Here is a 24,644-nt window from a genome sequence, read left to right on the forward strand (position 1 = left end):
TCGGACAACCGGACAGTTGCCGCTTGTCCGTCATGCCGGCTGTTCCCGGCGGCTCGCTCCTTCCAGGAGCGCCACCAGTGCCGGCGGCGCCGGCTCGCCGGGCGCGACCTCGCTCACGTCGCGGAGCGCCTGGGCGATCTCCGCGCGGCGTGACTCGGTCAGCTCCGCGCCTGGGGCGACGGCGGCGAGCCGCGCCACCGCCGCGACCGCCTCCGGCGGCCGGCCGCCCGCCGCGTGTACGCGGGCGAGCCTGGTGAACAGCACGGTGAGCGGCGTCCGCGCCGCCACGCGGCCGTCGCGGCCGATCCGTTCGTAGAGCGCGACCGCCTCGTCCAGTGTGGGCACCTCGGCCGGGCCGGTGCGGGCGAGCGCGAAATTTCCCAGTGCCTTCGCCAGCGACGGCTCGTGGGTGTCGGGATCGTCGGCGGCGAGCGACCGGAGCAGCGCGACCGCCTCCTCGAGCGGCGGCTCGGCGTCCTCGACCGGGCCCACGCGTAGCAGCAGCGCGCCCAGCTCCGCCAGGCACAAGGCCAGGGTCGCCGGCTCGACCGGTGGCCGCCGGGCGAGGGCGACCGCCTCCTCGCCCGCCGCCAGCGCGTCCGCGCGCAGCCCGATCCGGGACGCGCGGGCGGCGAGCACGACTAGATGCCGCGCGAGCGTGGTTTCGTACGACGGATCCACCGCCAGGCGCCGCGCCACGTCGACGGCTTCCCGCTGGGTCGCGTGCCCGCGGTCCTGGTCGACCGACCAGTGCAGGTCGCCGAGCACCCCCAAGGCCCCCAGCAGCCCCGCGTCCGAGTCGGGCAGGCGCCGCCACAGGGCGACCGCCTCACGCACCAGCGGCTCGCCCTCGCCCGGCTGCCCAGCGTGGCGCAACCGCTCGCCGAGATCGGTCAGCGCCCGCGCCAGCTCCGGCTCGTAGGCCACGCCGTGTACCGCGACGTTTCCGCGGAGCGCCTCGACCGCTCGCCGGCCGTTGGTCAGCGCGTCGTCCGTGCGCCCGAGCGCGGCCTGCCAGCTCGCGACGGAGCGGAGCAGCGGGCCGGGCATGGGATTGCCCTTGTTGAACCGCGCCTCCCAGGCCAGCAGGGGTATCACGTGCGAGACAGCGGCCAGCGCCTCCTCGTGCCGGCCGGTCTCGGCGAGCGCCAACGCCAGCCGGCGCTCCGCGAACAGCTGCCAGCCGGCCTGGACCAGCCAGCGCCGGACCGGCTGCCGCCCGTACAGGTCCACCGCCTCGCGATGCGCGGCCACCGCCTCCTCGTGCCGGCCGTGCCAGCTCAGGCAGACGCCCAGCTGGGCCAGCGCTCCGGCGAGGTCGGCCGAGGCGTGGCCGCGCAGCCGGGCGACCGCCCGTTCCGCGGCGTCGAGCGCCTCCGCCGGACGGCCGGCCGCGAAGAGCGCCGTCGCGAGGGCGCTCAGGGCCGCTCCGTCCTCCGTCGACGCGGGCTGTGCGCCGAGGTGGAGCGCCTCGTCGAGCGCCGTGGCGGCCCGGTCCGCCTCGCCCGCCTCGCGCAGCCCCAGCGACGCGGTGGCGAGAGCCACGACAAGGGTAGGTGCCGGGACTCCGGGCCGGCGTGCCGCCGCCACCGTCTCCAGGGCCGCCGCGACGGCTTCGGGCCGGCGTGCACGCGCCGCCGCCCGGACCGAGCGCCGCCGAAGGGCCGGGATCAACCGTCCCGTGTACCGCCGCGGTGCGACCCGCGCCAGCCACCGGAGGAGCCACAAACGCATGCGTGAAGATATCGCACCGGCCTTCCGGAAGACTTGCGGTATCGACTTCTCCATCGCTCGGCTCCGCTTCACGCACGGCGACGCCCCGTGGCCGGAATACCGCTGACATACAAGGGTCTTGTGCTCCGAAAACCTCCGGGTCATACTTCGAAACGTTCCAGAGGATCGCGACTCATCGATATTGCGTCGCGCCGTCGACACGCGCCCGGACCCCACGCTGGGCGCCACTGCCCGCGCATCACCCACCGAAGAAGGGCATCGAGATGTTCGGTAAGTCCGGCAGTCCCCGCCGGCTGGGCCACACCGCCCGGCTGGCCGTCCTCGCCACCGCCATCGCGATGGGTGGCGTCGCCATCGCGACCGCCGCGGTCCCGTCCAGCGCCGCCGCCTGCAACGGCTACGTCGGGCTCACCTTCGACGACGGGCCCACCGGCAGCACCACCGCGCTGCTCAACGTGCTGCGCGACAACGGCGCGCGGGCCACGATGTTCAACGTCGGGCAGAACGTCCAGAACAACCGGTCGGTCGCGCAGGCCCAGGTCGCCGCCGGCATGTGGGTCGCCAACCACAGCTGGAACCACGCACACATGACCTCGATGAGCCAGGCGCAGATGCAGTCCGACCTGTCCCAGACGAACTCGGCGATCCAGTCGGCCACCGGCGTGCGGCCGCAGCTGTTCCGGCCGCCGTACGGCGAGACCAACTCCACCCTCCAGTCGGTCGCCTCGTCGCTGGGCCTGCGCCAGGTGATCTGGGACGTCGACTCGCAGGACTGGAACGGCGCGAGCGTCAGCGCGATCGTGTCCGCGGCCGGCCGCCTCCAGAACGGCCAGGTCATCCTCATGCACGACGGCATCCAGAACACCCGCGACGCCATCCCGCAGATCATGGCGAACCTCTCCAGCCGCAACCTGTGCCCCGGCATGATCTCGCCGTCGACGGGCCGCGCGGTCGCTCCCGACGGCGGCGGCAACCCGGGCAACCCGACCACCCCGCCGCCGGGTGGCGGCACCTGCACCGCGACGGCGTCCTACCCCAACGTCTGGGGCGACCGCTACAACACGTCGGTGACGGTCAGCGGCGCCAGCAACTGGACCGTGGTGGTCGGCCTGACCTCGCCGCAGCGCGTCACCACGACCTGGAACGGCACGTTCAGCTGGGACGGCGGCGGCACCGTGATGACGGTGCGCTCCAACGGCAGCGGCAACACGTTCGGCTTCACCACGATGATGAACGGCAACAGCGCCGCCCGCCCCCAAATCCGCTCCTGCGCAGCGGGCTAAGGGCCCAAACCCAACCCAGATCGTGGTACATGACTGTCGCTATCACTGCGGTCAGGTACCACGATCTGCCGTTGTCCACAGCCCTCGCGCCTACCGTCCACCTTCGACAGGCTTCTGGTGTGGCGGATCTGGACTTTCTGTTGTTCGTGCAGGACGGGTGATTAGCCGCCGTCAGGCGTTGCTTCGTCTGTCCGAAGGGGCGGTCCGGCACCGTCTGGCGACGGGGCGGTGGCAGGTCGCCCATCCCGGGGTCTACCTCACCCACAGTGGGCCGATGGCGGTGCGGCAGCGCCTCTGGGTCGCCGCGCTCGCCATCGGGCTCGGCCCGCCCGCGTTGCTGGGTGGGTCATCTGCGTTGGCCGTCCTGGGCACGTGGAGATCGACGGCGCCCAGCACATGGACGTCCGGTCGTGGTACGCCGACATGCGCCAGCACAACGAGATCGCGATCGCCGGTGAGCGGCTGCTCCGCTTTCCCGCGTGGATGATCCGGCACAGGCCGGACGAGGTGGTCGACCAGGTAAAGGCCGCGCTGTTTGCGGCCGGCTGGCGCCCCTGATCGTGGTACTCGACTGTCGCCATCACCGCGGTGATGTACCACGATCTGTCCGTGCGGGAGTGGAGCGGGCGCGCGGGGGTAAGGGGCAACGTATGACCGAGAGTAGGGATGGGCGGGCGCCGGAGGAGCGGGTGCGGACCGGGGCTGAGCAGCCGTGGGAGCCGGAGGATCTGGTGGTCGCGGAGGGGAAGGATCCCACGCCGGAGAACGTCGAGGACGCGCGGCGGCGGCTGGCCGAGGAGGGGCCCGCGGCGATCGAGAAGACGGTGCCGTAACGCGATCGAGATGACGGTGCCGTAAACGCGATCGAGAAGACGGGGCCGTAACGCCAACGCATAGCCGATCGAGCGACGGCGCACTACATGGACGTGGCCGCTGGAGGCCACCGCCGCGGACGGCACGTGGTTCAGGATGGTGTGGCCCGGCACGTACAAGGTGATGTACCAGTCCGGTGGCCAGGTGCAGTGGGCGACCGGCGAGCGCACCGAACGGACCGCCGACCCGGTGGGGGTCACCGCCGGAGGCACCACCCTGCTCGACGAGGTGCTGCTCCCGACCGGCACGCTCGCCGACGACGTGCGTCCCGACGCGGTGTACCCGAACGTGCGGGTCACCACCGGCCGCCTGGCCACCCTCGACGCGCGGCTCTGAGGCCCGCGGGCGGGACGCGACGCCGCGCGCAGTATCGCGTCCCGCCGGCAAGGCGCGCAGGAGAATCCGAAAGGCGGTCGAACGCCGGAAATCGGGACGGGCCCGCACGCACGATGGGCGGAGGCCGTTACGAGGAAAGGGCAGGACCGTCATGTCACGACTGAAGGTCGGCACCGAGAACGGCGCCGACATCGAGATCTACTACGAGGACCACGGTCAGGGGCAGCCGGTGGTGCTGATCCACGGGTACCCGTTGAACGGGCGCTCGTGGGAGCGGCAGCACCGCGAGCTGCTGGGGGCCGGCTACCGGGTCATCGCCTACGACCGGCGGGGCTGGGGCGAGTCGAGCCGACCCACGCTCGGCCACGACTACGACACGTTCGCCGGCGACCTCCATGCGCTGATGGAGCACCTCGACCTCACCGACACCGTGCTGGTCGGCTTCTCGATGGGCACCGGCGAGGTGACCCGCTACCTGGGCACGTACGGCTCGGCGCGGGTGCGCAAGGCGGCGCTGCTGGGCGCGATCCCACCGTTTCTGCTCAAGACCGGCGACAACCCGGACGGTGTCGACGGGAAGGTCTTCGACGGCATCAAGAAGGCGGTCCTCGCCGACCGGTACGCCTACTTCAAGGCATTCCTCGACGACTTCTACAACACCGACAAGCTGGACGCGAAACGGATCAGCCCGCAGGCGTGGCAGGCCAGCTTCAACGTGGCCGCCGACGGCTCGCCGTACGCGTCGTACGCGTGCGTCGACACCTGGCTGACCGACTTCCGGGACGACCTGCCGAAGATCGACGTGCCGGTGCTCGTCGTGCACGGCACCGAGGACCGGATCCTGCCGTACCCGAACACCGCGCGGCGACTGCCCGGTCTGGTCAAAGACCTCCGCCTGGTGCCGGTCGAGGGCGGCCCGCACAACATCGGCTGGACCCACCCGGAGGAGGTGAACCCGGCCCTGCTGGGCTTCCTGCGCGAGTAGAGCTAGTCAACCGCTCAACAACCTTGATTTACCGTCATCTATATGTCTAGGCTGGCGGGGCGGGAACGGGCGACATCTGGGCACCCACAAATCCAGGTTGCCGCTCCGCCTCGTGGAGTGGCGCGGTCGCCGCCGGAGGCGCGCATGTCCACAGCCACCCCCGCTCCGCCCGAGGACCAGCCCTACACACCCCGGCACGCCGGAGTGACGCTCGGCCGGGCGCGGCCGATCTTCCTGCGCGCGGCCGCCGCCATCACGGTCGTCTGGGTGGCGGTCGTCTGGACCGCCCCGCACATCGAGGTGAGCGCCGAAGTGCACCGCCTCGCCCTCTTCTGCCACCTCGCCGCGCTCGTCGTGGGCTTCGGCGCGGTGCTCGCCATGGACTGGCTCGGTCTACAGTGGATGCTGCGCCGGCTGGACCTGCCGACGTTGCTGCGCACCACCCACAACGCCCACCTTCTGGTCTGGCTCGGGCTCGCCGGCCTCGTCGCGAGCGGTGCGCTGCTCGGCCCCGACACCGACGCCACGCTGACCCGGGTGAAGCTCGCCGCCGTCCTGGCCGTCGCGCTCAACGGGCTCTGCGTCGGGCGGCTCCAGCACCGGCTCGCCGCGTACACCGAGTCGCGTCCACCGTGGACGGTGCTGGCCGCCGGCGGGCTGGCCGCGCTTCTGTCGCAGGCCGGCTGGTGGACCGCGACGGCCGTCGGGTTCCTGTCTACGCAGGGCTGACCAGGGCCTTCTCCACGTCGGCGTCAGTCAGCTGGGCGAAGTCCAGGTACCAGGCGCCGACCGCGGTGAGGTCCACCGGCCGCAGCAGGCAGAAGACGCCGTCCGCCTCCTCCCCGGCCACCACCGACGCGGCGTCGGCGGCGCAGACCGGTGCGGCGAAGTCGAGCCGCGCCGGCCCGCCGGCCCGCACCGCCCGCAGCGCGGCCCGCGCGGTGACGCCGGTGGCGAGGCCGTCGTCGACGACCAAGACCACGCGGTCGCGTACCCGGGGCGGCGGGCGGTCGCCGCGGTACCGGCGCAGCCGCCGCTCGGCTTCGGCCCGCTCCCGCTCGACCGCCGGCGCGAGGCGTTCCGGGTCGAGGCCGAAATGGTGCAGCGCGTCGTGGTCGAAGACCGGCGGGCCGCCGGCGGTGACCGCGCCGATGCCGAGCTCGGGCTGTCCGGGCAGGCCGATCTTGCGCGCGACGAGCACGTCGAGCTCGCCGCCGAGCACCTCCGCGATATGCCGGGCCACGGGTACGCCGCCGCGGGGCAGGCCCAGCACCAGCGTGTCCCGCCCGACCAGCTCGGGTGCCTCGGCGGCGACCGCCTCGGCCAGCGCCCGGCCGGCCTGGTCGCGATCGGCGAACCTCGCCTCACGCATGGCCGCCGCCCTCCATGACGACGCCTTCCGGTCCCGCGTCGTCCCGGCCGCGGCCGAGGTGGACGCCGAACCACGCGCGTGCGGCGTTCGCCACCTCTTCCAGCGCGCCGGGCTCCTCGAAGAGGTGGCCCGCGCCGGCCACGATCCGCAGCGCCCACTCGCCGGTGAGCTGGGCGGCCGCCGCGCGGTTGAGCGCGATCACCTCGGCGTCCCGCTCGCCGACGACCAGCAGCGTCGGCGCGGTCACCCCGGCCAGGTGCGCGCCGGCCAGGTCGGGGCGGCCACCCCGGGAGACCACGGCGCGTACCCGTTGCGGCCGGGCGGCGGCGGCCAGCAGCGCGGCGGCGGCGCCGGTGCTGGCGCCGAAGAGGCCGACCGGCAGCGCGCGTACCTCGGGCAGCTCGGCGAGCCGGTCCAGGATGCCGGTCAGCCGGCCGGCGAGGAGGTCGACGTCGAACCGCCTGTCTTCCTCCTCGGGCGTGAGCAGGTCGGTCAGCACCGTCGCGAAGCTCGCGGCGCCGAGCTGGGTGGCGACCAGGCGGTTGCGCGGGCTTAGCCGCGAGCTGCCGGTGCCATGTGCGAAGAGCACCAAACCCCGGGGCTCCGGGGGCACGGCCACGTCGGCCTCGAGGAGGGCACCCGCGGCATCCAGCTTCATAGGGAACGTGTACCCCGCGCGACGGGGTTGACGCGTAGGAAATCTCCTACGTATCGTCTCCGGCATGATGATCGACAGCGTGCGAACGATGACCGTTTTCGTTTCCGACCAGGACAAGGCCCGCGACTTCTACGTCGACGTGCTCGGCTTCGAGGTGAAGACCGACCAGAGCTTCGGCCCCAACCGGTGGCTCGAGGTCGGCCCGGCGACCGGCACGGCGCTGGTGCTCCACAAACCCTTCCCGGGGGCGACCGCCGGCACCGGCCAGGGGACCATGCTGGCCAGCTCGGACGTGGACGCCGACGTGGCCCGGCTGCGGGCGGCCGGGGTCGACGTCGACGGCCCGAGCGACACGCCGTGGGGGCGCCAGGCGACGTTCGCGGACCCGGACGGCAACGGGTACGTCCTCCACGGGTGAGATGCTGGCCCGGTGCCGCGACGCGTCAAGGAAAGCCCGCTCGACCAGCTCTTCGGTGCGCTGGCCAACCCGACGCGCCGGGACATCCTCGACGCGCTGCTCGACGGCGACCGGAGCGCGGGCGACCTGGCCCGCCTGTTCGAGATGAGCCGGCCGAGCGTGTCGGAGCACCTGCGGGCGCTGCGCGAGGCCGGGCTGGTGGAGGAGCGGGCGGTGGGCCGGCGGCGGATCTACCGGGTCACCGCCACGCCCCTCGCCGGCCTGGTCGACTGGCTGAGCCCGTACGAGCGCTTCTGGCGCGACCGGCTGGCCGCACTCGGCGACGTCGTCGACCGGATGAGCGAGAGTCGCGAGGCTACGGACCTCGAGCACGACGGCGGACGAGCGCCGAGCGACGGAGCGGGGTGGGCAAGGCGCGATGACTGAGGACCTGAAGGCGATCCGGGTCGACCAGTTCCTTCCGCATCCGCCGGCCAAGGTGTGGCGGGCGCTGACCACGCCCGAGCTGATGGCGCAGTGGCTGATGCCCAACGACTTCCGGCCCGAGCCGGGGCACCGGTTCACGTTCCGGGCCCGGCCGGTCGGCGCGACCGGGTTCTCCGGCGTGATCGCCTGCGAGGTGCTGGAGGTGACCCCGCCGCGCCGGCTGCGGATCAGCTGGGCCGACGCCGCCCACGCGGACGCGGCGCGTACCGAGGTGTCGTGGACGCTGGCCGCCGAGGGCAGCGGCACCCGGGTGCTGCTGGAGCACAGCGGCTTCGACCCGGACGACCCGACCCAGCAGCTCGCCCGCCGCCTCATGGGCGGCGGCTGGCGCGGCCGCCTGCGGCGCGCGCTCGCGGCGGTGCTCGACGCCTGACCGGCCGCGGGTGCACGGCCGCACCCACCGTCCGCGCGGGGAGCGACGGCGGGCCGGTGTATGACGTACCCGACACCATTCCCGGTACCGGAACCGAGCATGCGACCAGGCAGGATGGGCCGGTGGAGAAGATCGACATCAGGCCCGTCGGCTACCTCGACCCGGACGCCCAGGCGTTGGTCGCGGCGGCGCTGGCCGACCTGCGCGAACGGTACGACGACGGCGACGGCGACGCGACCCCGATCGACCCGACCGACTTCGACCCGCCACACGGCGCGTTCCTCGTCGCCTACCTCGACGGCGAGCCGGTGGCGTCCGGCGCGTGGCGCGGCCACGGCACGGACGGCACGACCGCCGAGGTCAAGCGGATGTACACCGCGCCGGCGGCCCGTGGGCGGGGGATCGCGCGGGCGGTGCTCGCCGAGGTCGAGCGGTCCGCCCGCGCGTCCGGACGGAGCCGGATCGTGCTGGAGACCGGCGGCCGCCAGCCCGAGGCGATCCAGCTGTACCTCACCGCGGGGTACAGCCGGATCGCCGACTTCGGCTTCTACAAGGACGAGCCGGACGTCCGCTCCTTCGGCAAGGACCTCGTCTAGCGGGTGCCTCGGCCGCCGGCCCTTGTTCGAACCGGATGCGAGCTACCGCAATGTCCGCCGTGGCCGCTCTAGCGGGTGCCCAGGACGGACGCGGCGGTCAGGCGGGCCGGGCCGGCGCACCGGTCCACGGCCACCCGCACGTGCCGGCCGAGCCCGGTGAACTCCACCCGGCCGAGGCCCGCCGTGTCGGTCGTGTCCCGGGCCGCCACCGTCCACCTGCGACCGTCCACAGAGGTCTCCACGCGGTACTCGGCCGCGTGCCGGCGGGTGGCGAACGCGACCCGCACGCCGGTCAGCTCGCGCAGCCGGCCGAGGTCCACCCGCCAGCCGGCCGGCGCCGCCGTCCAGCGCCGCCCCTTGGCGTGGTCGGTGGGGATCTCCTCGGCGGTGTACCGGCTGTAGTTGTAGTGCTTCTTCGCCTGCGGCAGCGGGCGGCCGGTCACCTTCGCGGCGAGGTCGCAGACGTCGCTCGCGTACAGGTACGCGCGGTCGCCCATCACGTAGTCGACCACCTCGGTGCGGTCGTCGCCGCAGACGTCCGCGCGCACCATGCGGCCGTCGACTCCGAACGTCGCGACCCGCTGGCCGGCGCCGTCCCAGATGCCGGCCACCTCGCCGCAGCCGCGGTTCCAGGCGAGCAGCAGGTCGCGGTAGGTGCCGTCCCAGTTGTGCAGCGGCTCCAGCACGGTGCCCCAGCAGCCGAGCGTGCTCCGCGTCTCCTTCCAGAGCGTCTCGCCGGTGGCGGAGACGAGGTAGAGCGAGTCCTTGCCGGTGGTCGCGGTGCGGTCGACCCGGTCGAGGCCGGCCACCTCGAGTCCGGGCAGGTCGGGCCGGAAGTCGCCGAGGCCGATCTGCTGTGCCTCGACCGCGTCGACGTTCTTCCACAGCACGGTGCCGTCCGACCGGTACGCGTTGGTGCTGTCGCCGCCCAGCCCGGCGCCGCCGAAGACGATGTCCTCGCTCCCGTCGCCGTCGATGTCGCCGACCGCGATCGAGTCGGGGTGGTCCGCCATGTCCGCGGTCCAGACCAGCTCCCCGTCGGGTGTCACGAAGTCGTACCCGGCCAGCAGCTCCTGCCGGCCGTCGTCGTCGAAGTCGTGCGGGTACGGCCGGTGGCCGACCGTGCCGCGGTGCGTCCAGAGCAGGTCGCCCTCGCTGTCGGTGACCCACACCTGCTCGTACCGGTCCTTGAACACGATGTCCCGCGGCCGGTCCAGCCCGCGCGTATTGGCGATGACGATGGTGTCCCACGCGTTCGGGCCGGGCACCGGGAAGGCGCGGGTGAGCTCGCCGGTCCGCCCGTCGAAGACCCGGAACTCGCCCTCCATCACGGCGAGCACCTCGTTGTCGCCGTCGCCGTCGAGGTCGTAGATCTCGGCCGGGATGTCGGTGCCGTTGTTGGTCACCCGCGGGTCCGGCGTGCCGACCTGCCACAGCAGGCCGCCCTCGACGTCGAACGCGGCCAGCGCCTGCACCTGGCGGCCGATGAACCGGTCGTCGGCCGAGTAGGTGGGCTGCATCGTGACGATGTCGAGGCGCCCGTCGCCGCTCACGTCGCCCATCAGCAGCCGCGCCCCGGTGCCGCCCGCGCTGGTGTCGACGCTCGCGACGAGGCGCGGTTCGAGGGAGGGTGGTTCTGCCGTAGCGGTCGCACCTGTGACCACCAGGGCGACGGTCATGAGGATTTTCATCGCCGAAGCTCCTTCCATTGTGGACTAGCCCGTCTTCGCGCCAATGCCTGAGTCGGTGGTCAGGAAGCGGGTGGCCGGCAGGGAGCCGTCCGGGCGCCGGCCTCCCTGTGCCGTGGCCGGGTCGGTGGAGCGGAACCGGACCGCCGCGCCGTCCCAGGTGTTGCCCTCCGACCGGGCCTCGTCGTCGCCGATCTCGGTGGGTGTGCCGTTGCCGGCGGCGGCGTTGCCGGTCAGCACGGCCGCCGCGGTGGGCAGGTGGAAGCCGATGTCGCCGTTGCGGAACGCGGTGTTGTGCGCCAGCCGGAGCGCGCCCGGGTTGCCGCCGTCGCTGAACCCGTGCCCCACGTTGTCCCACGCGGCGTTGTCGCGCAGCTCGTGCGCGGCGGGCGGGGCGGGGCTGCCGCCGCCGAGGTGGAATCCGTCGGCGTTGGCCTGCCACTCGGCCGCGTTCCACCGGTTGACGCCGTTGCCGTACGCCCAGTTGCGCTCCAGCCGCACCGGGTCGGCGAAGTGCCCGACGTCGAAGCCGCTGTCGGCGTTGTCGAAGGCGCGGCAGCCACGGACCAGGTTGCCGGTGCCGCCGCCGAACTTGACGGCCAGGCCCACGCCCGAGCGGCCCTTGTCCTTCGGGTCGTAGTTGCGGTAGAAGTCGCTGTCCAGCACCTGGTTGTCCACTGTGCCCTCGTCGCGCAGCGTGAGCCCGGAGCGCACGTTGTCGTGGATGGACAGTCCGGTGAAGACGTTGCCGCGGCACGAGCGGCAGACGTACGCGTGGCTCGACGAGCCTTTGATCTCCAGCCCGCGCACGGTCCAGTAGTCGCCGTGGTGGGTGACCGCCCACTGGCCGGCCGGGATCGCGCTCGCGTCGATGACCGGGCGCTCGCCGCGGTAGTTGGTCAGCGTGATGCGGCGCCCCGGCTCGCCGTCGGTCTCGATGACGGTGCCCCGCGCCGGCCGGTACGTGCCGCCGCGCAGCGCGATCGTCTGTCCGGGTCGGACGGTGGCGACCGCCTTGGCGAGCGTGGCGTACGGCCGGGCCAGGCTCCCGTCACCACGGTCCGATCCGTCGGGCGCCACCACGATCGGTCCCTCGCCCGGCGGCGGCGGCGCGGCCCGTGTCGCGACGGTTGCCGGCTCTTCGACGGCCGGCAGCGGTGTCTCCAGCACCGCGTACGTGAAGCCGCCGCCCGCCACCGCCGTCACCGTCGCGGCGACCAGCAGCTTGTTCTGGAGGTAGCCGAGCAGTCCCGGGCCGGCCGAAAACGACGTGCCGGCCGCCGCCTGCACACCCGCGGCGAGTGCCGCCGGCACCGGGAGGGCGGCGCCGAGCAGCAGCCGCTCCACCGGCACCAGCCCGTGGCGGTGGCCGGCGCAGCGGGCGCAGTCGCGGGTGTGCCGGACCAGGCGCTTGCGCCACAGCGGAGCGGTGGCGCCGTTCCAGCCGCGCAGCTGGCCGGCGAGCTCGGGGCAGCGCGGGCGGGCGCCGAGCGCCCGGACCACGCCCCGGGCCGCGTCGAGCCGCTCGCGCAGGCGCTGGAGGCGTACCGCGGCATGCTTGGCGTCGACGGCCAGAGCGGTCGCCACCTCCGCGCGGGTCAGCTCGCCGGCCGCCTCCTGCCACCAGAGGGCGAGCAGCTGGCGGTCGCCGTCGTCGAGCCAGCGGGCGGCCTGGGCCAGCTCCCGCCGCTGCCCGGTGAGCGTGACCGCGCTGACCGCCTCGTCGGCGAGGTCGGCGCGCGGGTCGGGCAGCTCGCCGGGCACGTCCCGGACCCGCAGCAGGCTGCGCCGGCGGTCCCGCAGGTGGCGCTGCACCTGCCGGTACGCGATGGTCACCGCCCAGGCCCGGAACCGGTCCGGCTCGCGCAGTCCGGGCAGGCCGCGGATCACCTTGATCATGGTGTCCTGGACGAGGTCGTCCACGTCCGCGTGGCCGCCGAGCGCGCGGCCGACGACGTTGTAGATCACCGGCAGATGGGTCGCGATGAGCGTGTCGAGCGCGTCGCGGTCGCCGGCCTGCGCGCCGATCACGAGCGCGGTGACGTCGGGGGCGGCCTGGATCTCACTCTGCGTCATGGCTGCACCGCTCACTACCGATCGATCCGGCCGGCACGATGGTGACACAACGAGGTTAGTAAGTAAAGACGCTCAACTATCTCTTGCATAACTCCTTAGGTAAGCGTATTCCTGTACCCAGATCGAGGATTTTCGTTGTTTGTTCTTGCCCTTGGGCGTCTACCGGAGTACTGGTCCACCATCTCGCTCACCGTTACCACAGAGGAGCCCACGCGATGATCCAACTGAGACGCACCGGCAGCGGGCGTCGCCTCGCGCTCGTCGCCGGCGCGACCGCCCTCGTCGCCGCCGGCGCGATCACCACCGTCAGCGTCACCACGGCGTCGGCGGCGACCGTCAGCACCAGCGTCAACTACGTGTTCGTCAACCGGCACAGCGGCAAGGCGATGGACCTGTACAACTGGGCCACGAACGACGGCGCGCCGATCACCCAGTTCACCCGCAACAACCTCGCCGTCCAGCAGTGGCGCTTCGTCGACGCGGGCAGCGGCTACTACAAGGTCAGGTCCGCGCACAGCGGCAAGGTGCTGGAGGTCCCCAACGCCACCGACGGTGCCCGCCTGGTGCAGATGACCGACAACAACAACACCCGCCAGCACTTCCGGCTCGTCGACTCCGACAGCGGGTACGTGCGGTTCATCAGCCGGCACAGCAACAAGGCCCTGGACCTGTGGGAGTGGTCCACCGCCGACGGGGCGCCGATCGCCCAGTTCACCGATCTCAACGGGTGGAACCAGCAATGGCAGCTGATCAACGTGGGCGGCGGGACGCCGACGACCGGGCCACCGCCGTCGGGCAGCTGGCCGACGCCGACCGGGCAGGTCGCGGTCAACGGCACCATCAACGTGCCGGCCAGCGGCCTGGACGGCGGGATGCGCCGCTACTGCTGCATCGGTGACGGCGGGCAGGAGGAGAGCCAGGACCCGATGTTCAGCCTCGCCGCCGGTGCCACCCTGTCCAACGTGATCATCGGCGGTCCGGCCGGTGACGGCGTGCACTGCGCCGGCGCGTGCACCCTGCGCAACGTGTGGTGGGAGGACGTGGGCGAGGACGCGGCCACGTTCCGGGGCAGCGGCTCGCCGCAGTTCCTCGTCGACGGCGGCGGCGCGCGGAGCGCCGGCGACAAGGTCTTCCAGCACAACGGACCGGGCACGCTGACGATCCAGAACTTCCAGGCCACCAACTTCGGCACGTTCTACCGGTCCTGCGGCAACTGCTCCACGCAGCACGGGCGCCACGTGGTCATCCGGAACGTGACGCTGACCCGGCCCGGAAACACCGTCGCCGGCATCAACGTCAACTACGGCGACACCGCGCGCTTCAGCGGGATCACCATCGTCAACGACTCGTCGCGCGCGATGGTCATCTGCCGCAAGTACCAGGGCAACAACAGCGGCGACGAACCGAGCCAGGTGGGCACCGGTGCGGACAGCACCAACTGCTTCTACTCCAGCTCGGACCTCACGTATCGGTGACGGCCAATTGACAAAGTTTGGACGTCCAACTTAGTGTTCACGGCGCGCGCGGGTGGCGCCCGGCATCCGCGTGCGCCTGGACACAGAGGAGGGCACCCCAATGAGGCGAACACGTTGGCGGCACGGAGTCGTCGCGGCGGCCACCGCCGGACTCGTGGCCGCGACCGGCATCATCATGGCCACGAGCGCGCAGGCGGCCGTCGGCTGCCGCGTGACCTACACGGCCGGCAGCCAGTGGCCCGGCGGGTTCACCGCCAACGTGGGCATCACCAACCTCGGCGACCCGATCAGCGCGTGGAGCCTGGTCTGGACCTTCCCGGCCGGGCAGCGGGTGACCCAGGCGTGGAACGCCAACGTCACCTCCTCCGGCGACCAGGTCACCGCCACCAACGTCAGCTACAACGGCGGGCTCGCCACCAACGCGACCGTGTCGTTCGGGTTCAACGGATCCTGGACGGGCACCAACACGGCGCCCACGTCGTTCGCCCTCAACGGGGTCACCTGCACGGGGAGCGTGGGTGGCACGACCCCACCCCCCACCTCCTCGACGCCGACGACCCGGCCACCGACCACCTCGCCGACCACGCCGCCGCCGGCCGGTAACGCGATGGCCGCCGTGGCCGCGATGCAGCCGGGCTGGAACCTCGGCAACTCCTTCGACGCGGTCGGCGCCGACGAGACCGCGTGGGGCAACCCGCGGGTCACCGAGGCGCTGCTGGACAACATCCGGGCGCAGGGCTTCAACAGCATCCGCATCCCGGTCACGTGGAGCAACCACCACGGCGGTGCGCCCAACTACACGATCGACGCGGCCTGGCTCAACCGGATCCGCGAGGTGGTCAACTGGGCCCTCGCCGACGGCTTCTACGTGATGATCAACCTGCACCACGACTCGTGGCAGTGGATCAACACGATGCCCACCGACCGCACCAACGTGCTCGCCCGTTACAACGCGCTGTGGACCCAGCTTGCCGCCGCGTTCCGCGACGCGTCGCCGAAGCTCACGCTGGAGAGCGTCAACGAGCCGCAGTTCACCGGCGCGTCCGACGAGGCGCAGAGCATCTCGCTGCTCAACGAGCTCAACACCTCGTTCCGCAACATCGTGCGCGCCTCCGGCGGTGGCAACGCGACCCGGCTGCTGGTCATCCCGACCCTGCACACCAGCGCCGACGCGGCCCGGGTCGACCCGGCGCTGGCCTGGTTCCAGGCCGCGAACGACCCCAACCTGATCGCCACCGTGCACTACTACGGGTACTGGCCGTTCAGCGTGAACGTGGCCGGCGGCACCCGCTTCGACGCCACCGCGCAGGCCGATCTGACCGGCGCGTTCGACCGCGTCTTCAACGCGTTCGTCAACCGGAACATCCCGGTCATCGTCGGCGAGTACGGCCTGCTCGGCTTCGACCGGCACACCGGCACGATCCAGCAGGGCGAGAAGCTGAAGTTCTTCGAGTTCTTCGGCCACTACGCGCGCAGCCGCCGGATCACCACCCAGCTGTGGGACAACGGCCAGCACTTCGGCCGCACCTCGTTCCAGTGGAGCGACCCGGAGCTGATCAACCAGATCAAGTCGAGCTGGACCACCCGCTCCGGCACCGCCTCCAGCGACCAGATCTACGTGCCGCGCACCGGGGCGATCACCGCCAAGAGCCTGACGCTCAACCTCAACGGGCTGTCGTTCCAGGGGCTGCGGCAGGGCAGCACCGACCTGGCCAACGGCACCGACTACACGGTCTCCGGCAGCACCCTCACGCTCACCCCGGCCGCGGTCACCCGGCTGGTCGGCTCCCGGGCGTACGGGGTGAACGCGACCATCCAGGCCCGCTTCTCGGCCGGCGTGCCGTGGCGGATCAACGTCATCACGTACGACCCGCCGGTGCTGTCCAACGCCACCGGGCAGACCGGGTCGTTCAACGTGCCGGCGCAGTTCCGCGGCGACCAGCTCGCCACGATGGAGGCCAAGTACGCGGACGGCAGCAACGCCGGCCCGCACAACTGGACCTCGTTCAAGGAGTACGACGTGACGTTCGCGCCGAACTACAGCGCCAACACGATCACGCTCAAGCCCGAGTTCTTCGCCGAGGTCAACGACGGGCAGCGGGTGACGCTGACGTTCCACTTCTGGAGCGGCACGACGGCCACCTACTACGTCACCAAGTCGGGGAGCAACGTCACCGGCAGCACCAGCTAGCTTCTTCGGGGCACCAGGGGCACGGCCGGCCTCCCCGCCGGCCGTGCCCCGGTCCGCGCCTAGGATCTTTTTTCGGGTGGCTGTCGATTCCGGCGGAGGTCGCACGTCGGGGAGACGTAGGAACACACGAACGAGATCTAGGAGCAGACAAATGCCCCAGTACGCCGTCCTCATCTACTCGCCCGCGCCCGCCGACCCGATGAGCATCTCCGCCGAGTACATGGAGCGCCTCGAAGGCTACGGCGCACAGGTCGCCGCGCTCGGCGGCACCGTGGACACCGGCTTCGCGCTCCAGGCGAGCACCACCGCCACCTCGATCCGCGGCGACGTGGTCACCGACGGGCCGTTCATCGAGGCGAAGGAGGTCGTCGCCGGGTTCTTCATCCTGGAGGCGCCCGACCTCGACAGCGCGCTCGCCATCGCCAAGCTCAACCCGGCCACCATCGACGGCGGCGTGGAGGTGCGGCCGCTGTTCGAGCCGCCGGCCGAGTAGCGCCAAGATTTTTCGGCGCGGGCTGTCCGGTATCGCGTCGGCCGTTCGTCAGGGTGGTGAGATCCAGACGAGAGGGAGTGCCGAGATGAAGTACATGATGTTCGTCTGCACCGACACCGAGCCGGACACCGACAAGAGCCCCGACAAGCCGGACATCTACACCTGGGTGGCGGAAAACGACGCGAGCGGCCGGCGCCTCGACGGCCACCAGCTCGCGCCGGACACCTCCGCCACCACGGTACGGGTGCGCAACGGCGAGCTGCTGGTTTCGGACGGCCCGTTCGCCGAGACCAAAGAGGTGATCGTGGGCTACGACCTGCTGGAGTGCGCCGACCTGGACGAGGCGATCGAGGTCGCGCGGACCCACCCGATGGCGCGGGGCGGCCGGATCGAGCTGCGCCCGTACGCGGTCGTTGACTGACCCGGCCGGCACCCCGACGGGGGCGGCCGAGGCGGTGGAGGCCGCCCCGGCCGCGGGTCGGGACGGGGAAGCGGACGCGGTGGTCGAGGCCGCCGCGGTGAGGGATCGGGACGTGGCGGCGGACGCGGTGGTCGAGGCCGCCGCGGCCGCCGCCCGGGAGTCCCACGCGCAGATCGTCGCGACGCTGATCCGGGTGACCGGCGACTGGACGCTCGCGGAGGACTGCGCGCAGGAGGCGCTCGTGCAGGCGCTCCAGCGCTGGCCGGCCGGCGGCGTGCCGGCCAACCCGGCCGGCTGGCTCATGACCGTGGCCCGCAACCGGGCCACCGACGTGCTGCGCCGCGCCACGGTCGAACGCCGCAAGCTGCGCGAGCTCGCCGCGCTCGCACCCACCGACGCCGCGCCGCCGGCGGGGGAGGAGGAGGTCGTGGACGACCGGCTGCGGCTCATCTTCACCTGCTGCCACCCCGCGCTCGCGCTCGACGCCCGCGTGGCGCTCACCCTGCGCACCATCTGCGGGATACCGACGGCCGACATCGCGCGCGCGTTCCTGGTCACCGAGTCGACCATGACCCGCCGCCTCACCCGCGCCAAGACGAAGATCGCGGACGCCCGCATCCCGTACGCGGTGCCGGCCGGCCCCGCCCTCGCCGAGCGGCTGCCCGGCGTGCTGGCCGTGCTGTACCTGCTGTTCACCCGCGGGTACGACGGCGGCGGCGAACCGGCGTTCGCCGACGAGGCGATCAGGCTGGCCCGCCTGCTCGACGACCTGATGCCCGGTCAGCCCGAGATCGCCGGCCTGCTGGCCCTCTGCCTCCTCCAGCACTCGCGCCGCGCCGCCCGCCGCGACAGCGCCGGCGACCTCGTGCCGCTCGACCGGCAGGACCGCACCCGCTGGGACCACGCCGCGATCACCGAGGCACTGGGCGTGCTGTCCCGCGCCGGCGACGGCGGCCCGTACGCGCTCCAGGCCCGCATCGCCGCCTGCCACGCCACCGCCCCGACGTTCGACGCCACCGATTGGTCCGCGATCGCCACCTGGTACGACGCCCTTGCCCGCCAATCACCCTCGCCGGTGGTCGCGCTCAACCGCGCGGTGGCGCACGGCTATGCGTACGGCCCGGCGGCCGGGCTCGCGCTGCTCGCCGAGGCACGGGCGGGCGGCGCACTGGACGGATACCCGCTCGCCGTCGCCGCCGAGGCCGACCTCACAGCCCGCGCCGGCGACCGGGAACGCGCCGCCGCTCTCTTCCGCCGGGCCGCCGCCGAAACCCACGCCGAGCCGGAACGCCGCGCCCTCCTCGACCGCGCCGCCGAGCTCCTCCCGCCCGGGTCCCCGCCTTCGTAGTCTGAGATTTGGGGCAGATCCGTTTTGGAGAAAGGTCTTCGGCGCTTGGTGTACATCGCAACCATATGCGGGTCACGGGTTACGCACGAGCTGGTCACGAGGCTCACGCTTGGGTCTCGGCTTGGCCACGGCAGCGTCCCACACGCCGATTGATCCGTCCAATGGCCATCAGGTCGCCGGTACGGGGAGGGCACGATGGTCACGCTTCGACGGTTCACGATGGTCCTGGGGGTCGCCGCGGTGCTGGGCGTTTCGGCGTGCGGGGGAGGCGATGGCGGCAGTGGCGCCGAGGCGCCGCAGCAGGGGCGGCAGCGGCCCCCCAGCGCGGGGCCGTGCGGTGACGGTGAGACGGCCGTGGGCGACGATCCACAGTCGACGTTCGCGATCGACGTGGACACCGCGTCGTACGGCTACGCGCGCCGGCTCATCACCGACGGGCGTAAGCCGGAGGCCGGGGCGGTGCGGCCGGAGGAGTTCGTCAACGCGTTCGACCAGGACTATCCGGAGCCGCGCGGTGACGGCTTCGCGGTGCACGTGGACGGTGCGCGGATGCCCGAGTTCCACGAGGCGGGCTCGGACACGCGGCTGATGCGGGTGGGCTTACGGACCCGCGGCGAGGACTCGGAGACGCGGGAGGACGCGGCGTTGACGTTCGTGGTCGACGTCTCCGGTTCGATGGGTGAGCCCGGCCGGCTCGACCTGGTGAAGGACTCGCTGCACACGCTGATCGACGAGCTGCGGCCGACCGACTCGGTGGCGGTCGTGGCGTTCAGCGGTGAGGCGGAGGTGGTCACCGAGATGACGCCGGCTTCGGACGCACGTGCCCTGCACCGGGCGGTCGACGCGCTGCGTACGCGCAGCAGCACCAACCTCGAGGCGGGGCTGGTGCTCGGATACCGGGTGGCCCGGGAAGGCTTCCGGCCGGGGCGTACCAACCGGGTGATCGTGCTGTCGGACGGGCTGGCCAACACCGGTGACACCGACGCCGACGCGATCCTGCGGCGGGTGAGCGAGGAGGCCGGCAAGCAGATCGCGTTGCTCGGCGTCGGTGTGGGCAGCGAGTACGGCGACGCGCTGATGGAGCGGCTGGCCGACCGCGGCGACGGATTCGTGGTGTACGTCAGCGAACGCGCGCAAGCCCGCCAGGTCTTCGTCGACCGGTTGCCCGCCACGCTCGCGGTGCGCGCGCTGGACGCCAAGGTGCAGGTGACGTTCGAGCCCGAGGCGGTGCGGTCGTACCGGCTGATCGGCTACGAGAACCGCGCGGTCGCCGACGAGGACTTCCGTGACGACGCGGTCGACGGCGGCGAGGTGGGGCCGGGCCACAGCGTGACCGCGCTCTACGAGGTGCGGCTCACCGGTGAGGCGGACGGCGGCGCGCGGGTGGCGCAGGTGCGGGCGCGCTGGTTGGATCCGGGGTCGCGGGAGGCGTCCGAGGCGTACGAGTCGCTGACCGTCGCCGATCTGGGAGCCCGCTTCGACGCCGCCGGTCCGCGGCTGCGGATGTGTTACGCCGCCGGGTATTTCGCCGAGGTGCTGCGCGGCACCGGCACGGTGTCGTTCGACGCGCTCCTCCCGGTGGCGCGCCGGGCCGGTGAGGACACCGGCGACCGGGCCGTGGACGAACTGGCGACGCTGATCGGCCGCGCGGCCGAGCTCGACTGAGCCGTCACTCAGCGCCGGGCGGCGGGATGCGGCGCGGCTCGGCGTCGTCCGGCGCCGCTCGGCGTCGTCCGGCGCGGGTCAGCACGAACGCGCCGGCGGCGACGAGGAGCAGGCCTCACCCGTCCGCCGCTGGTCAGCGTTTGTCCACAATGTCTGTTCCCGGATCGGCGATCCGGAAAGCAACAGGAGTCCCGGCCCCGGGCTGGTGACGCTGCGTCAGGATGGCGGAGGTCCGCGAAGACTGCCCAAGGGCTTGTCCCGCCGACCCGGGAGACAGGGCCTAGGCTGGCGGGCATGCTGCCGACCAGCCTGACCGCACAGCCGGACACCGGCAGGGCCCTGATCACCTACTGCGACGGGGCCACCGGCGAGCGCACCACGCTGACCGCCGTCGAGCTGGGGGAGTGGGCCGCCCGCACGGCCGGGCTGCTGCGCGACGGGTGCGGTCTGGTCGCCGGCGACCGGGCGGCCGTGCTGCTGCCGCCGCACTGGGAGACCGCGGCCGTGCTGCTCGGCGCCTGGTCGGTGGGCGTCACCGTGTCGTACCGGTCGTGGGCGACCGCGGGCCTTCCACAGGTCGGGCCCGGCGAGGACGGGCCGTTCGACGCCATGTTCGTCTCCCGACAGCGCCTGGGGAGCTGGCTGGAGCAGGTGCCCGAGGCACGGCACCGCTACGTGCACGGCCTGGCGCCCGGCGGCGCGGCCCTCGCCTTCGACGACGTGCCGGCGGGATACCTCGACTACGTTTCCGAGGTGCGCCGCCATCCCGGCGACGGCCCGGCGCCGCGGGTGCGTCACACCGACGCGGCCAGCCCGGACGGCACCAGCTACCGGCAGTGGGGCGGCATCGCCGCCGAGATCGCCGGCTCGCTCGGGCTGCGCGCCGGCGACCGCGTCCTCGTCGACGCGGGCGCGCACGTCGAGCCGGTGACCTGGCTGCTCGCGCCGCTGGCGGCGGGAGCGTCCATCGTGCTCTGCGCCAACCTGGACCGCGACGGGCTGGACCGGCGGGTCGCCGCCGAGGGCGCCACCCACGTGCTCTGAGCGCGGTGGGCCACAAGCGTTGGCCGGCTTCGCCGGCCCGGGGTGAGCGGTGGCCGAAGGCCGCCGCTCACCAGGTGAAGGTCGCGGTCAGCGCACTAGCCGACCAGCTCACCCAGCGCGGCGGCGAAGACCTCGTGGTGGCTGGCCACGTCGGCCGGCGTGGTCCGCGGGCAGGCCAGCGCCATGTTGTGAAACGGGGTGAGCAGGATCCCCCGGTTCGCCAGGTAGGCGTGCAGGTAGTCCTCCAGCTCGCCGTCCGCGGCCGCCGCCGACTCACCGCCGGTGCGGGGCGCGGGGGAGGCGAAGCGGTACTCCACCCGGGCGCCGAGCTGGGTCACCGACCACGGCAGCCGGTACCCCTCGATGATCTTCCGGGCTCCGGTGGCGAACCCGGTCGCCACCTCGACCATCCCGGCGAACGCCTCGTCGGTCAGCACCTCGCCCAGCGTGGCGCGGGCGGCGGTGAGGGACAGCGGGTTGCCGGCCAGCGTGCCGCCGACGCCGCCCATGTCGACGAGGTCGAGGTCTGAGCGGCCGCTCAGCGCGGCGGCGAGCTCCTCGGTGAGGCCGTACGCGCCGATCGGTACGCCGCCACCGATCGCCTTGCCGATCGTGACGGCGTCGGGCTCGAGGCCCCACGCGGCGGTAGCCCCGCCCGGCCCGGCGGAGAACGTGTGCGTCTCGTCGTTGACGAGGTATGTGCCGTGCCGGCGGGTCAGCTCGCGGACGCCGGCGAGGTAGCCGGGTTCGGGCAGGACGATGCCGATGTTCGTCAGCGCGGGCTCCATCAGCACCGCCGCCACGTCGCCGTGCGCCAGCTCCCGCTCCAGGCGGTCGAGGTCGTTGTACTCGGCGACGCGGCTGGTCCGCGTGACGTCGTACGGCGCGCCGACGTTGCCCTCGCGGCTGCGCGCCCGCCCGTCCGGCCCGACCACGATGAGCGACTCGTCGACCGAGCCGTGGTAGCAGTAGCTGTTGACCAGCACGCGGGGGCGGCCGGTGACCGCGCGCAGCAGCCGGATCGCCCACCGGTTGGCGTCCGTCGCGGTCAACGTGAAACTCCATTGTGGAACTCTGAAGCGCCGCGCCAGCTCGGCGCCTACCTCGGCCGCCTCCTCGGTGGGCAGCATCGTGGCCAGGCCGCCCCGCTCGGCCAGCCGCCGGGTGACCGCCTCGACCACCGGCGGGGGCGCGTGGCCGGCCATCGCACCGGTGTCGCCGAGGCAGAAGTCGACGTACTCGTGACCGTCCACATCGGTCACCCGCGCCCCGTGTGCGGTCGCGAGGTGGATCGGGAAGCCGGCCGCGGTCTTGTTCATCCACGTCATCGGCACCCGGCCGAAGAGGTTGCCGGCCCGTGCGTACGCGGCGGCGGAGCGCGGGTGGCGGTCGGCGTAGGCGGCCCGCTCGCGGGCCAGCAACGCGGTCAGTCGGCTGCGGTCGAACATCCGTAACGCTCCTCACCTGGGCTTTCACCGGCAGCCTAACCGGGCACCCGGATTACTCAGGACAGTTGCGGCCGCGGCTTCTACGCTGTCGGCAGCCCCTTCCGGAAGGAGTCATCCATGTCCGCACGCCTGCGCCTGCGCCGCATCGCCGTCGCGTCCACCGCACTGGCCGGGGCGGCGCTGGTCGCCGTCGTGTCCGGCGGCGCGCAGCTGCTCGCCACCGCCGCCACCGCCATCGAGTACGCCGTCATGTAGCCGACGCCGTGGTCGCGTTCACGGGTCAGCCCGAGAGTGCCGATCGGCTAGCCGGCGGCGGCCGGGACCCAGCCCGGGTCCCGGCCGCTCAGCCCGAGCGCCCGGTCCAGGACCGGCGCGTCCGCCGCCACCGGCACCGGCTCGGCGTAGATGCCCATCCGGCGGCCCTGCTCCCCGGTCTCCGCCACGAACCGGTGCGCCACCTCGGCCGCGGCCGGGTCGCAGCGGTACTCCTGCCCGGTCGCGCGCGCCAGGTCCCACCCGTGCAGCACGACGTCGCTGGCCAGCATCGCCGCGATCACCGGTGCCGCGCCGGCCCAGTCGGACGTGGTGGCGGGCACGGCGAGGGACCCGAAACGGTCCGCCCACCCGTCCGCGATCAGCTCGCGGCCCCACACGCCGTCCGGTATCGGCTCGCCCCGCCCGGCCAGGCCGAGTGCGGTGGCCACCTGGAGCAGGTGGTTGGCGAGCGTCCGGACGTCCCAGTCCCGGCACGGCGTCGGCAGCCCCAGCTGGTCTGGCTCGACGCCCCGCAGCACGGCCGAGGTCTCGGTGATCGCTTTCTCCAGTGCATCGCGCATCCCGGCAGGCTAGGCGCCGGCGCCCGGCCCGGTCTTGAACAAACGCGACCTTGCTAACCTGCCAGGATGCCGGCGATCCTGCACCCGGCCGCGGGCCTGCGCAAGTTCCGGTTCAGCACGGTGGAGCCGGCGCCGGCGCTGCGCCCGTTCGTCGCGCACTACTGGATCGTGAGCTGGGACCTGCGCGGCGAAGAGCCGTACGAGCAGCGCGTCCTGCCGTACCCCGCGGTCAACGTCACCTTCACCGCCGGCCGCTGCCGGGTGGCCGGCGTGCCGCGCGGCCGCTTCGCCGAGGTGCTGCGCGGCGCGGGTCGCGTCTTCGGCGCCCGCTTCCACCCCGGCGGGTTCCGGCCCTTCCTCGGCGCGCCGGTCTCCTCGATCACCGGCCGCTTCCTGCCGGTCGAGGCCGTCTTCGGCCCGGAGGCGCGCGGTCTCGCCGACGCCGTCCTCGCCGCCGGCGACCCGGCCGCCGCCGCACTCATGGACGACTTCCTGGGTACCCGTGCACCGGCCGATCCCGACGCGGCGGCGACACTCGTCGCGGGCGCCGTCGCCCGCGCGGCGGCCGAGCCCGGCATCACCCGCGTCGACGACCTGGCCGCGGTGGTGGGAGTGGGTGTGCGGCGGCTCCAGCGGCTCTTCGCCGAGTACGTCGGCGTCGGCCCCAAGTGGGTCATCCGCCGCCACCGGCTGCACGAGGCGGCCGCCCGCGCGGCGTCCGGCGCCGCCCTCGACCTCGTGGCGCTGGCGGCCGAGCTCGGCTACGCCGACCAGGCGCACCTCACCCGCGACTTCGCCAGCCTCGTCGGCGAGCCGCCGTCCCGGTACGCGCGGGCGCAGTGACG

At 73.0% G+C, this 24,644-nt stretch carries 26 protein-coding genes; 19 read left to right on the forward strand and 7 right to left on the reverse strand.

Annotated elements, in window-relative coordinates; translation table 11 throughout:
- Nucleotides 1-30: 30 nt before the first annotated feature.
- On the reverse strand, nt 31-1,734 hold the full coding sequence (locus ACTMTJ_RS28760) for a tetratricopeptide repeat protein (RefSeq protein ID WP_441221356.1): 1,704 nt from the start codon (nt 1,732-1,734) through the stop codon (nt 31-33).
- Nucleotides 1,735-1,997: 263 nt separating this feature from the next.
- Here ACTMTJ_RS28760 and ACTMTJ_RS28765 point away from each other — a divergent pair, with 263 nt between their 5' ends.
- The 6 genes from ACTMTJ_RS28765 (at nt 1,998) to ACTMTJ_RS28790 (ending at nt 5,940) form a co-directional block, all read left to right on the forward strand.
- Nucleotides 1,998-3,017 (forward strand): polysaccharide deacetylase family protein, encoded by a 1,020-nt coding sequence (locus tag ACTMTJ_RS28765; RefSeq protein ID WP_441221358.1) that lies wholly within the window; start codon nt 1,998-2,000, stop codon nt 3,015-3,017.
- Between the two features lie 372 nt (nt 3,018-3,389).
- Nucleotides 3,390-3,575 (forward strand): hypothetical protein, encoded by a 186-nt coding sequence (locus ACTMTJ_RS28770; protein WP_441221360.1) that lies wholly within the window; start codon nt 3,390-3,392, stop codon nt 3,573-3,575.
- A 92-nt stretch (nt 3,576-3,667) separates the two neighbouring features.
- Nucleotides 3,668-3,850, forward strand: coding sequence for a hypothetical protein (locus ACTMTJ_RS28775; protein ID WP_441221446.1), 183 nt, complete (start codon nt 3,668-3,670; stop codon nt 3,848-3,850).
- 136 nt (nt 3,851-3,986) lie between these two features.
- Complete coding sequence (locus ACTMTJ_RS28780) at nt 3,987-4,226, forward strand: hypothetical protein (RefSeq protein ID WP_441221362.1); 240 nt, start codon at nt 3,987-3,989, stop codon at nt 4,224-4,226.
- Between the two features lie 151 nt (nt 4,227-4,377).
- A complete protein-coding gene (locus tag ACTMTJ_RS28785; RefSeq protein WP_441221364.1) occupies nt 4,378-5,211 on the forward strand; it encodes an alpha/beta fold hydrolase in 834 nt (277 codons plus the stop codon).
- 144 nt (nt 5,212-5,355) lie between these two features.
- On the forward strand, nt 5,356-5,940 hold the full coding sequence (locus tag ACTMTJ_RS28790; RefSeq protein WP_441221365.1) for a hypothetical protein: 585 nt from the start codon (nt 5,356-5,358) through the stop codon (nt 5,938-5,940).
- Here the strand turns inward: ACTMTJ_RS28790 and ACTMTJ_RS28795 are convergent.
- A complete protein-coding gene (locus ACTMTJ_RS28795; RefSeq protein ID WP_441221367.1) occupies nt 5,927-6,583 on the reverse strand; it encodes a phosphoribosyltransferase family protein in 657 nt (218 codons plus the stop codon). The two genes, ACTMTJ_RS28790 and ACTMTJ_RS28795, sit on opposite strands and share 14 nt — an antisense overlap.
- On the reverse strand, nt 6,576-7,241 hold the full coding sequence (locus tag ACTMTJ_RS28800; RefSeq protein ID WP_441221369.1) for a dienelactone hydrolase family protein: 666 nt from the start codon (nt 7,239-7,241) through the stop codon (nt 6,576-6,578). Before ACTMTJ_RS28800 ends, ACTMTJ_RS28795 begins: the two co-directional genes overlap by 8 nt.
- 88 nt (nt 7,242-7,329) lie before the next feature.
- Here ACTMTJ_RS28800 and ACTMTJ_RS28805 point away from each other — a divergent pair, with 88 nt between their 5' ends.
- The 4 genes from ACTMTJ_RS28805 to ACTMTJ_RS28820 all read left to right on the forward strand — a co-directional run bounded on the left by ACTMTJ_RS28805 (nt 7,330) and on the right by ACTMTJ_RS28820 (nt 9,114).
- On the forward strand, nt 7,330-7,659 hold the full coding sequence (locus ACTMTJ_RS28805) for a glyoxalase superfamily protein (RefSeq protein WP_441221371.1): 330 nt from the start codon (nt 7,330-7,332) through the stop codon (nt 7,657-7,659).
- A 12-nt stretch (nt 7,660-7,671) separates the two neighbouring features.
- The gene (locus tag ACTMTJ_RS28810) at nt 7,672-8,085 is read left to right on the forward strand and encodes an ArsR/SmtB family transcription factor (protein ID WP_441221372.1); all 414 of its coding nucleotides are present in this window, start codon (nt 7,672-7,674) and stop codon (nt 8,083-8,085) included.
- Nucleotides 8,078-8,518 (forward strand): SRPBCC family protein, encoded by a 441-nt coding sequence (locus tag ACTMTJ_RS28815; RefSeq protein ID WP_441221374.1) that lies wholly within the window; start codon nt 8,078-8,080, stop codon nt 8,516-8,518. Before ACTMTJ_RS28810 ends, ACTMTJ_RS28815 begins: the two co-directional genes overlap by 8 nt.
- A gap of 122 nt (nt 8,519-8,640) precedes the next feature.
- A complete protein-coding gene (locus tag ACTMTJ_RS28820; protein ID WP_441221376.1) occupies nt 8,641-9,114 on the forward strand; it encodes a GNAT family N-acetyltransferase in 474 nt (157 codons plus the stop codon).
- Nucleotides 9,115-9,182: 68 nt separating this feature from the next.
- On the opposite strand, the gene ACTMTJ_RS28825 is transcribed toward ACTMTJ_RS28820, so the two are convergent.
- Together ACTMTJ_RS28825 and ACTMTJ_RS28830 are read right to left on the reverse strand one after the other, a co-directional pair.
- The gene (locus ACTMTJ_RS28825; protein ID WP_441221378.1) at nt 9,183-10,805 is read right to left on the reverse strand and encodes a galactose-binding domain-containing protein; all 1,623 of its coding nucleotides are present in this window, start codon (nt 10,803-10,805) and stop codon (nt 9,183-9,185) included.
- Nucleotides 10,806-10,829: 24 nt separating this feature from the next.
- Complete coding sequence (locus tag ACTMTJ_RS28830; protein ID WP_441221380.1) at nt 10,830-12,878, reverse strand: sigma-70 family RNA polymerase sigma factor; 2,049 nt, start codon at nt 12,876-12,878, stop codon at nt 10,830-10,832.
- A 215-nt stretch (nt 12,879-13,093) separates the two neighbouring features.
- Between ACTMTJ_RS28830 and ACTMTJ_RS28835 the strand changes: the two genes are divergently transcribed.
- The 7 genes from ACTMTJ_RS28835 (at nt 13,094) to ACTMTJ_RS28865 (ending at nt 21,515) form a co-directional block, all read left to right on the forward strand.
- Nucleotides 13,094-14,353, forward strand: a complete 1,260-nt coding sequence (locus ACTMTJ_RS28835; RefSeq protein WP_441221382.1) for a pectate lyase — start codon at nt 13,094-13,096, stop codon at nt 14,351-14,353.
- Between the two features lie 100 nt (nt 14,354-14,453).
- Nucleotides 14,454-16,544 (forward strand): cellulase family glycosylhydrolase, encoded by a 2,091-nt coding sequence (locus ACTMTJ_RS28840; RefSeq protein ID WP_441221384.1) that lies wholly within the window; start codon nt 14,454-14,456, stop codon nt 16,542-16,544.
- Between the two features lie 151 nt (nt 16,545-16,695).
- A complete protein-coding gene (locus tag ACTMTJ_RS28845) occupies nt 16,696-17,037 on the forward strand; it encodes a YciI family protein (RefSeq protein WP_441221386.1) in 342 nt (113 codons plus the stop codon).
- 85 nt (nt 17,038-17,122) lie between these two features.
- A complete protein-coding gene (locus ACTMTJ_RS28850; RefSeq protein ID WP_441221388.1) occupies nt 17,123-17,458 on the forward strand; it encodes a YciI family protein in 336 nt (111 codons plus the stop codon).
- 97 nt (nt 17,459-17,555) lie between these two features.
- A complete protein-coding gene (locus ACTMTJ_RS28855; RefSeq protein WP_441221440.1) occupies nt 17,556-18,806 on the forward strand; it encodes an RNA polymerase sigma factor in 1,251 nt (416 codons plus the stop codon).
- 195 nt (nt 18,807-19,001) lie between these two features.
- Nucleotides 19,002-20,471, forward strand: a complete 1,470-nt coding sequence (locus ACTMTJ_RS28860; RefSeq protein ID WP_441221390.1) for a YfbK domain-containing protein — start codon at nt 19,002-19,004, stop codon at nt 20,469-20,471.
- 294 nt (nt 20,472-20,765) lie between these two features.
- Complete coding sequence (locus tag ACTMTJ_RS28865) at nt 20,766-21,515, forward strand: TIGR03089 family protein (RefSeq protein WP_441221391.1); 750 nt, start codon at nt 20,766-20,768, stop codon at nt 21,513-21,515.
- Between the two features lie 95 nt (nt 21,516-21,610).
- Here ACTMTJ_RS28865 and ACTMTJ_RS28870 read toward each other — a convergent pair whose 3' ends face one another.
- Nucleotides 21,611-22,963, reverse strand: a complete 1,353-nt coding sequence (locus ACTMTJ_RS28870; protein ID WP_441221393.1) for a transaminase — start codon at nt 22,961-22,963, stop codon at nt 21,611-21,613.
- Between the two features lie 117 nt (nt 22,964-23,080).
- Between ACTMTJ_RS28870 and ACTMTJ_RS28875 the strand changes: the two genes are divergently transcribed.
- A complete protein-coding gene (locus ACTMTJ_RS28875; RefSeq protein ID WP_441221395.1) occupies nt 23,081-23,218 on the forward strand; it encodes a hypothetical protein in 138 nt (45 codons plus the stop codon).
- 47 nt (nt 23,219-23,265) lie between these two features.
- On the opposite strand, the gene ACTMTJ_RS28880 is transcribed toward ACTMTJ_RS28875, so the two are convergent.
- A complete protein-coding gene (locus ACTMTJ_RS28880) occupies nt 23,266-23,799 on the reverse strand; it encodes a TIGR03086 family metal-binding protein (RefSeq protein WP_441221397.1) in 534 nt (177 codons plus the stop codon).
- Nucleotides 23,800-23,865: 66 nt separating this feature from the next.
- On the opposite strand from ACTMTJ_RS28880, the gene ACTMTJ_RS28885 reads away from it, so the two are divergent.
- Entirely contained in the window at nt 23,866-24,642 is a 777-nt protein-coding gene (locus tag ACTMTJ_RS28885) for an AraC family transcriptional regulator (RefSeq protein WP_441221399.1), read from the forward strand.
- Nucleotides 24,643-24,644: the final 2 nt, after the last annotated feature.

The sequence above is a fragment of the Phytohabitans sp. LJ34 genome (genome assembly GCF_052068095.1).
Taxonomy (GTDB): Bacteria; Actinomycetota; Actinomycetes; order Mycobacteriales; family Micromonosporaceae; genus Phytohabitans.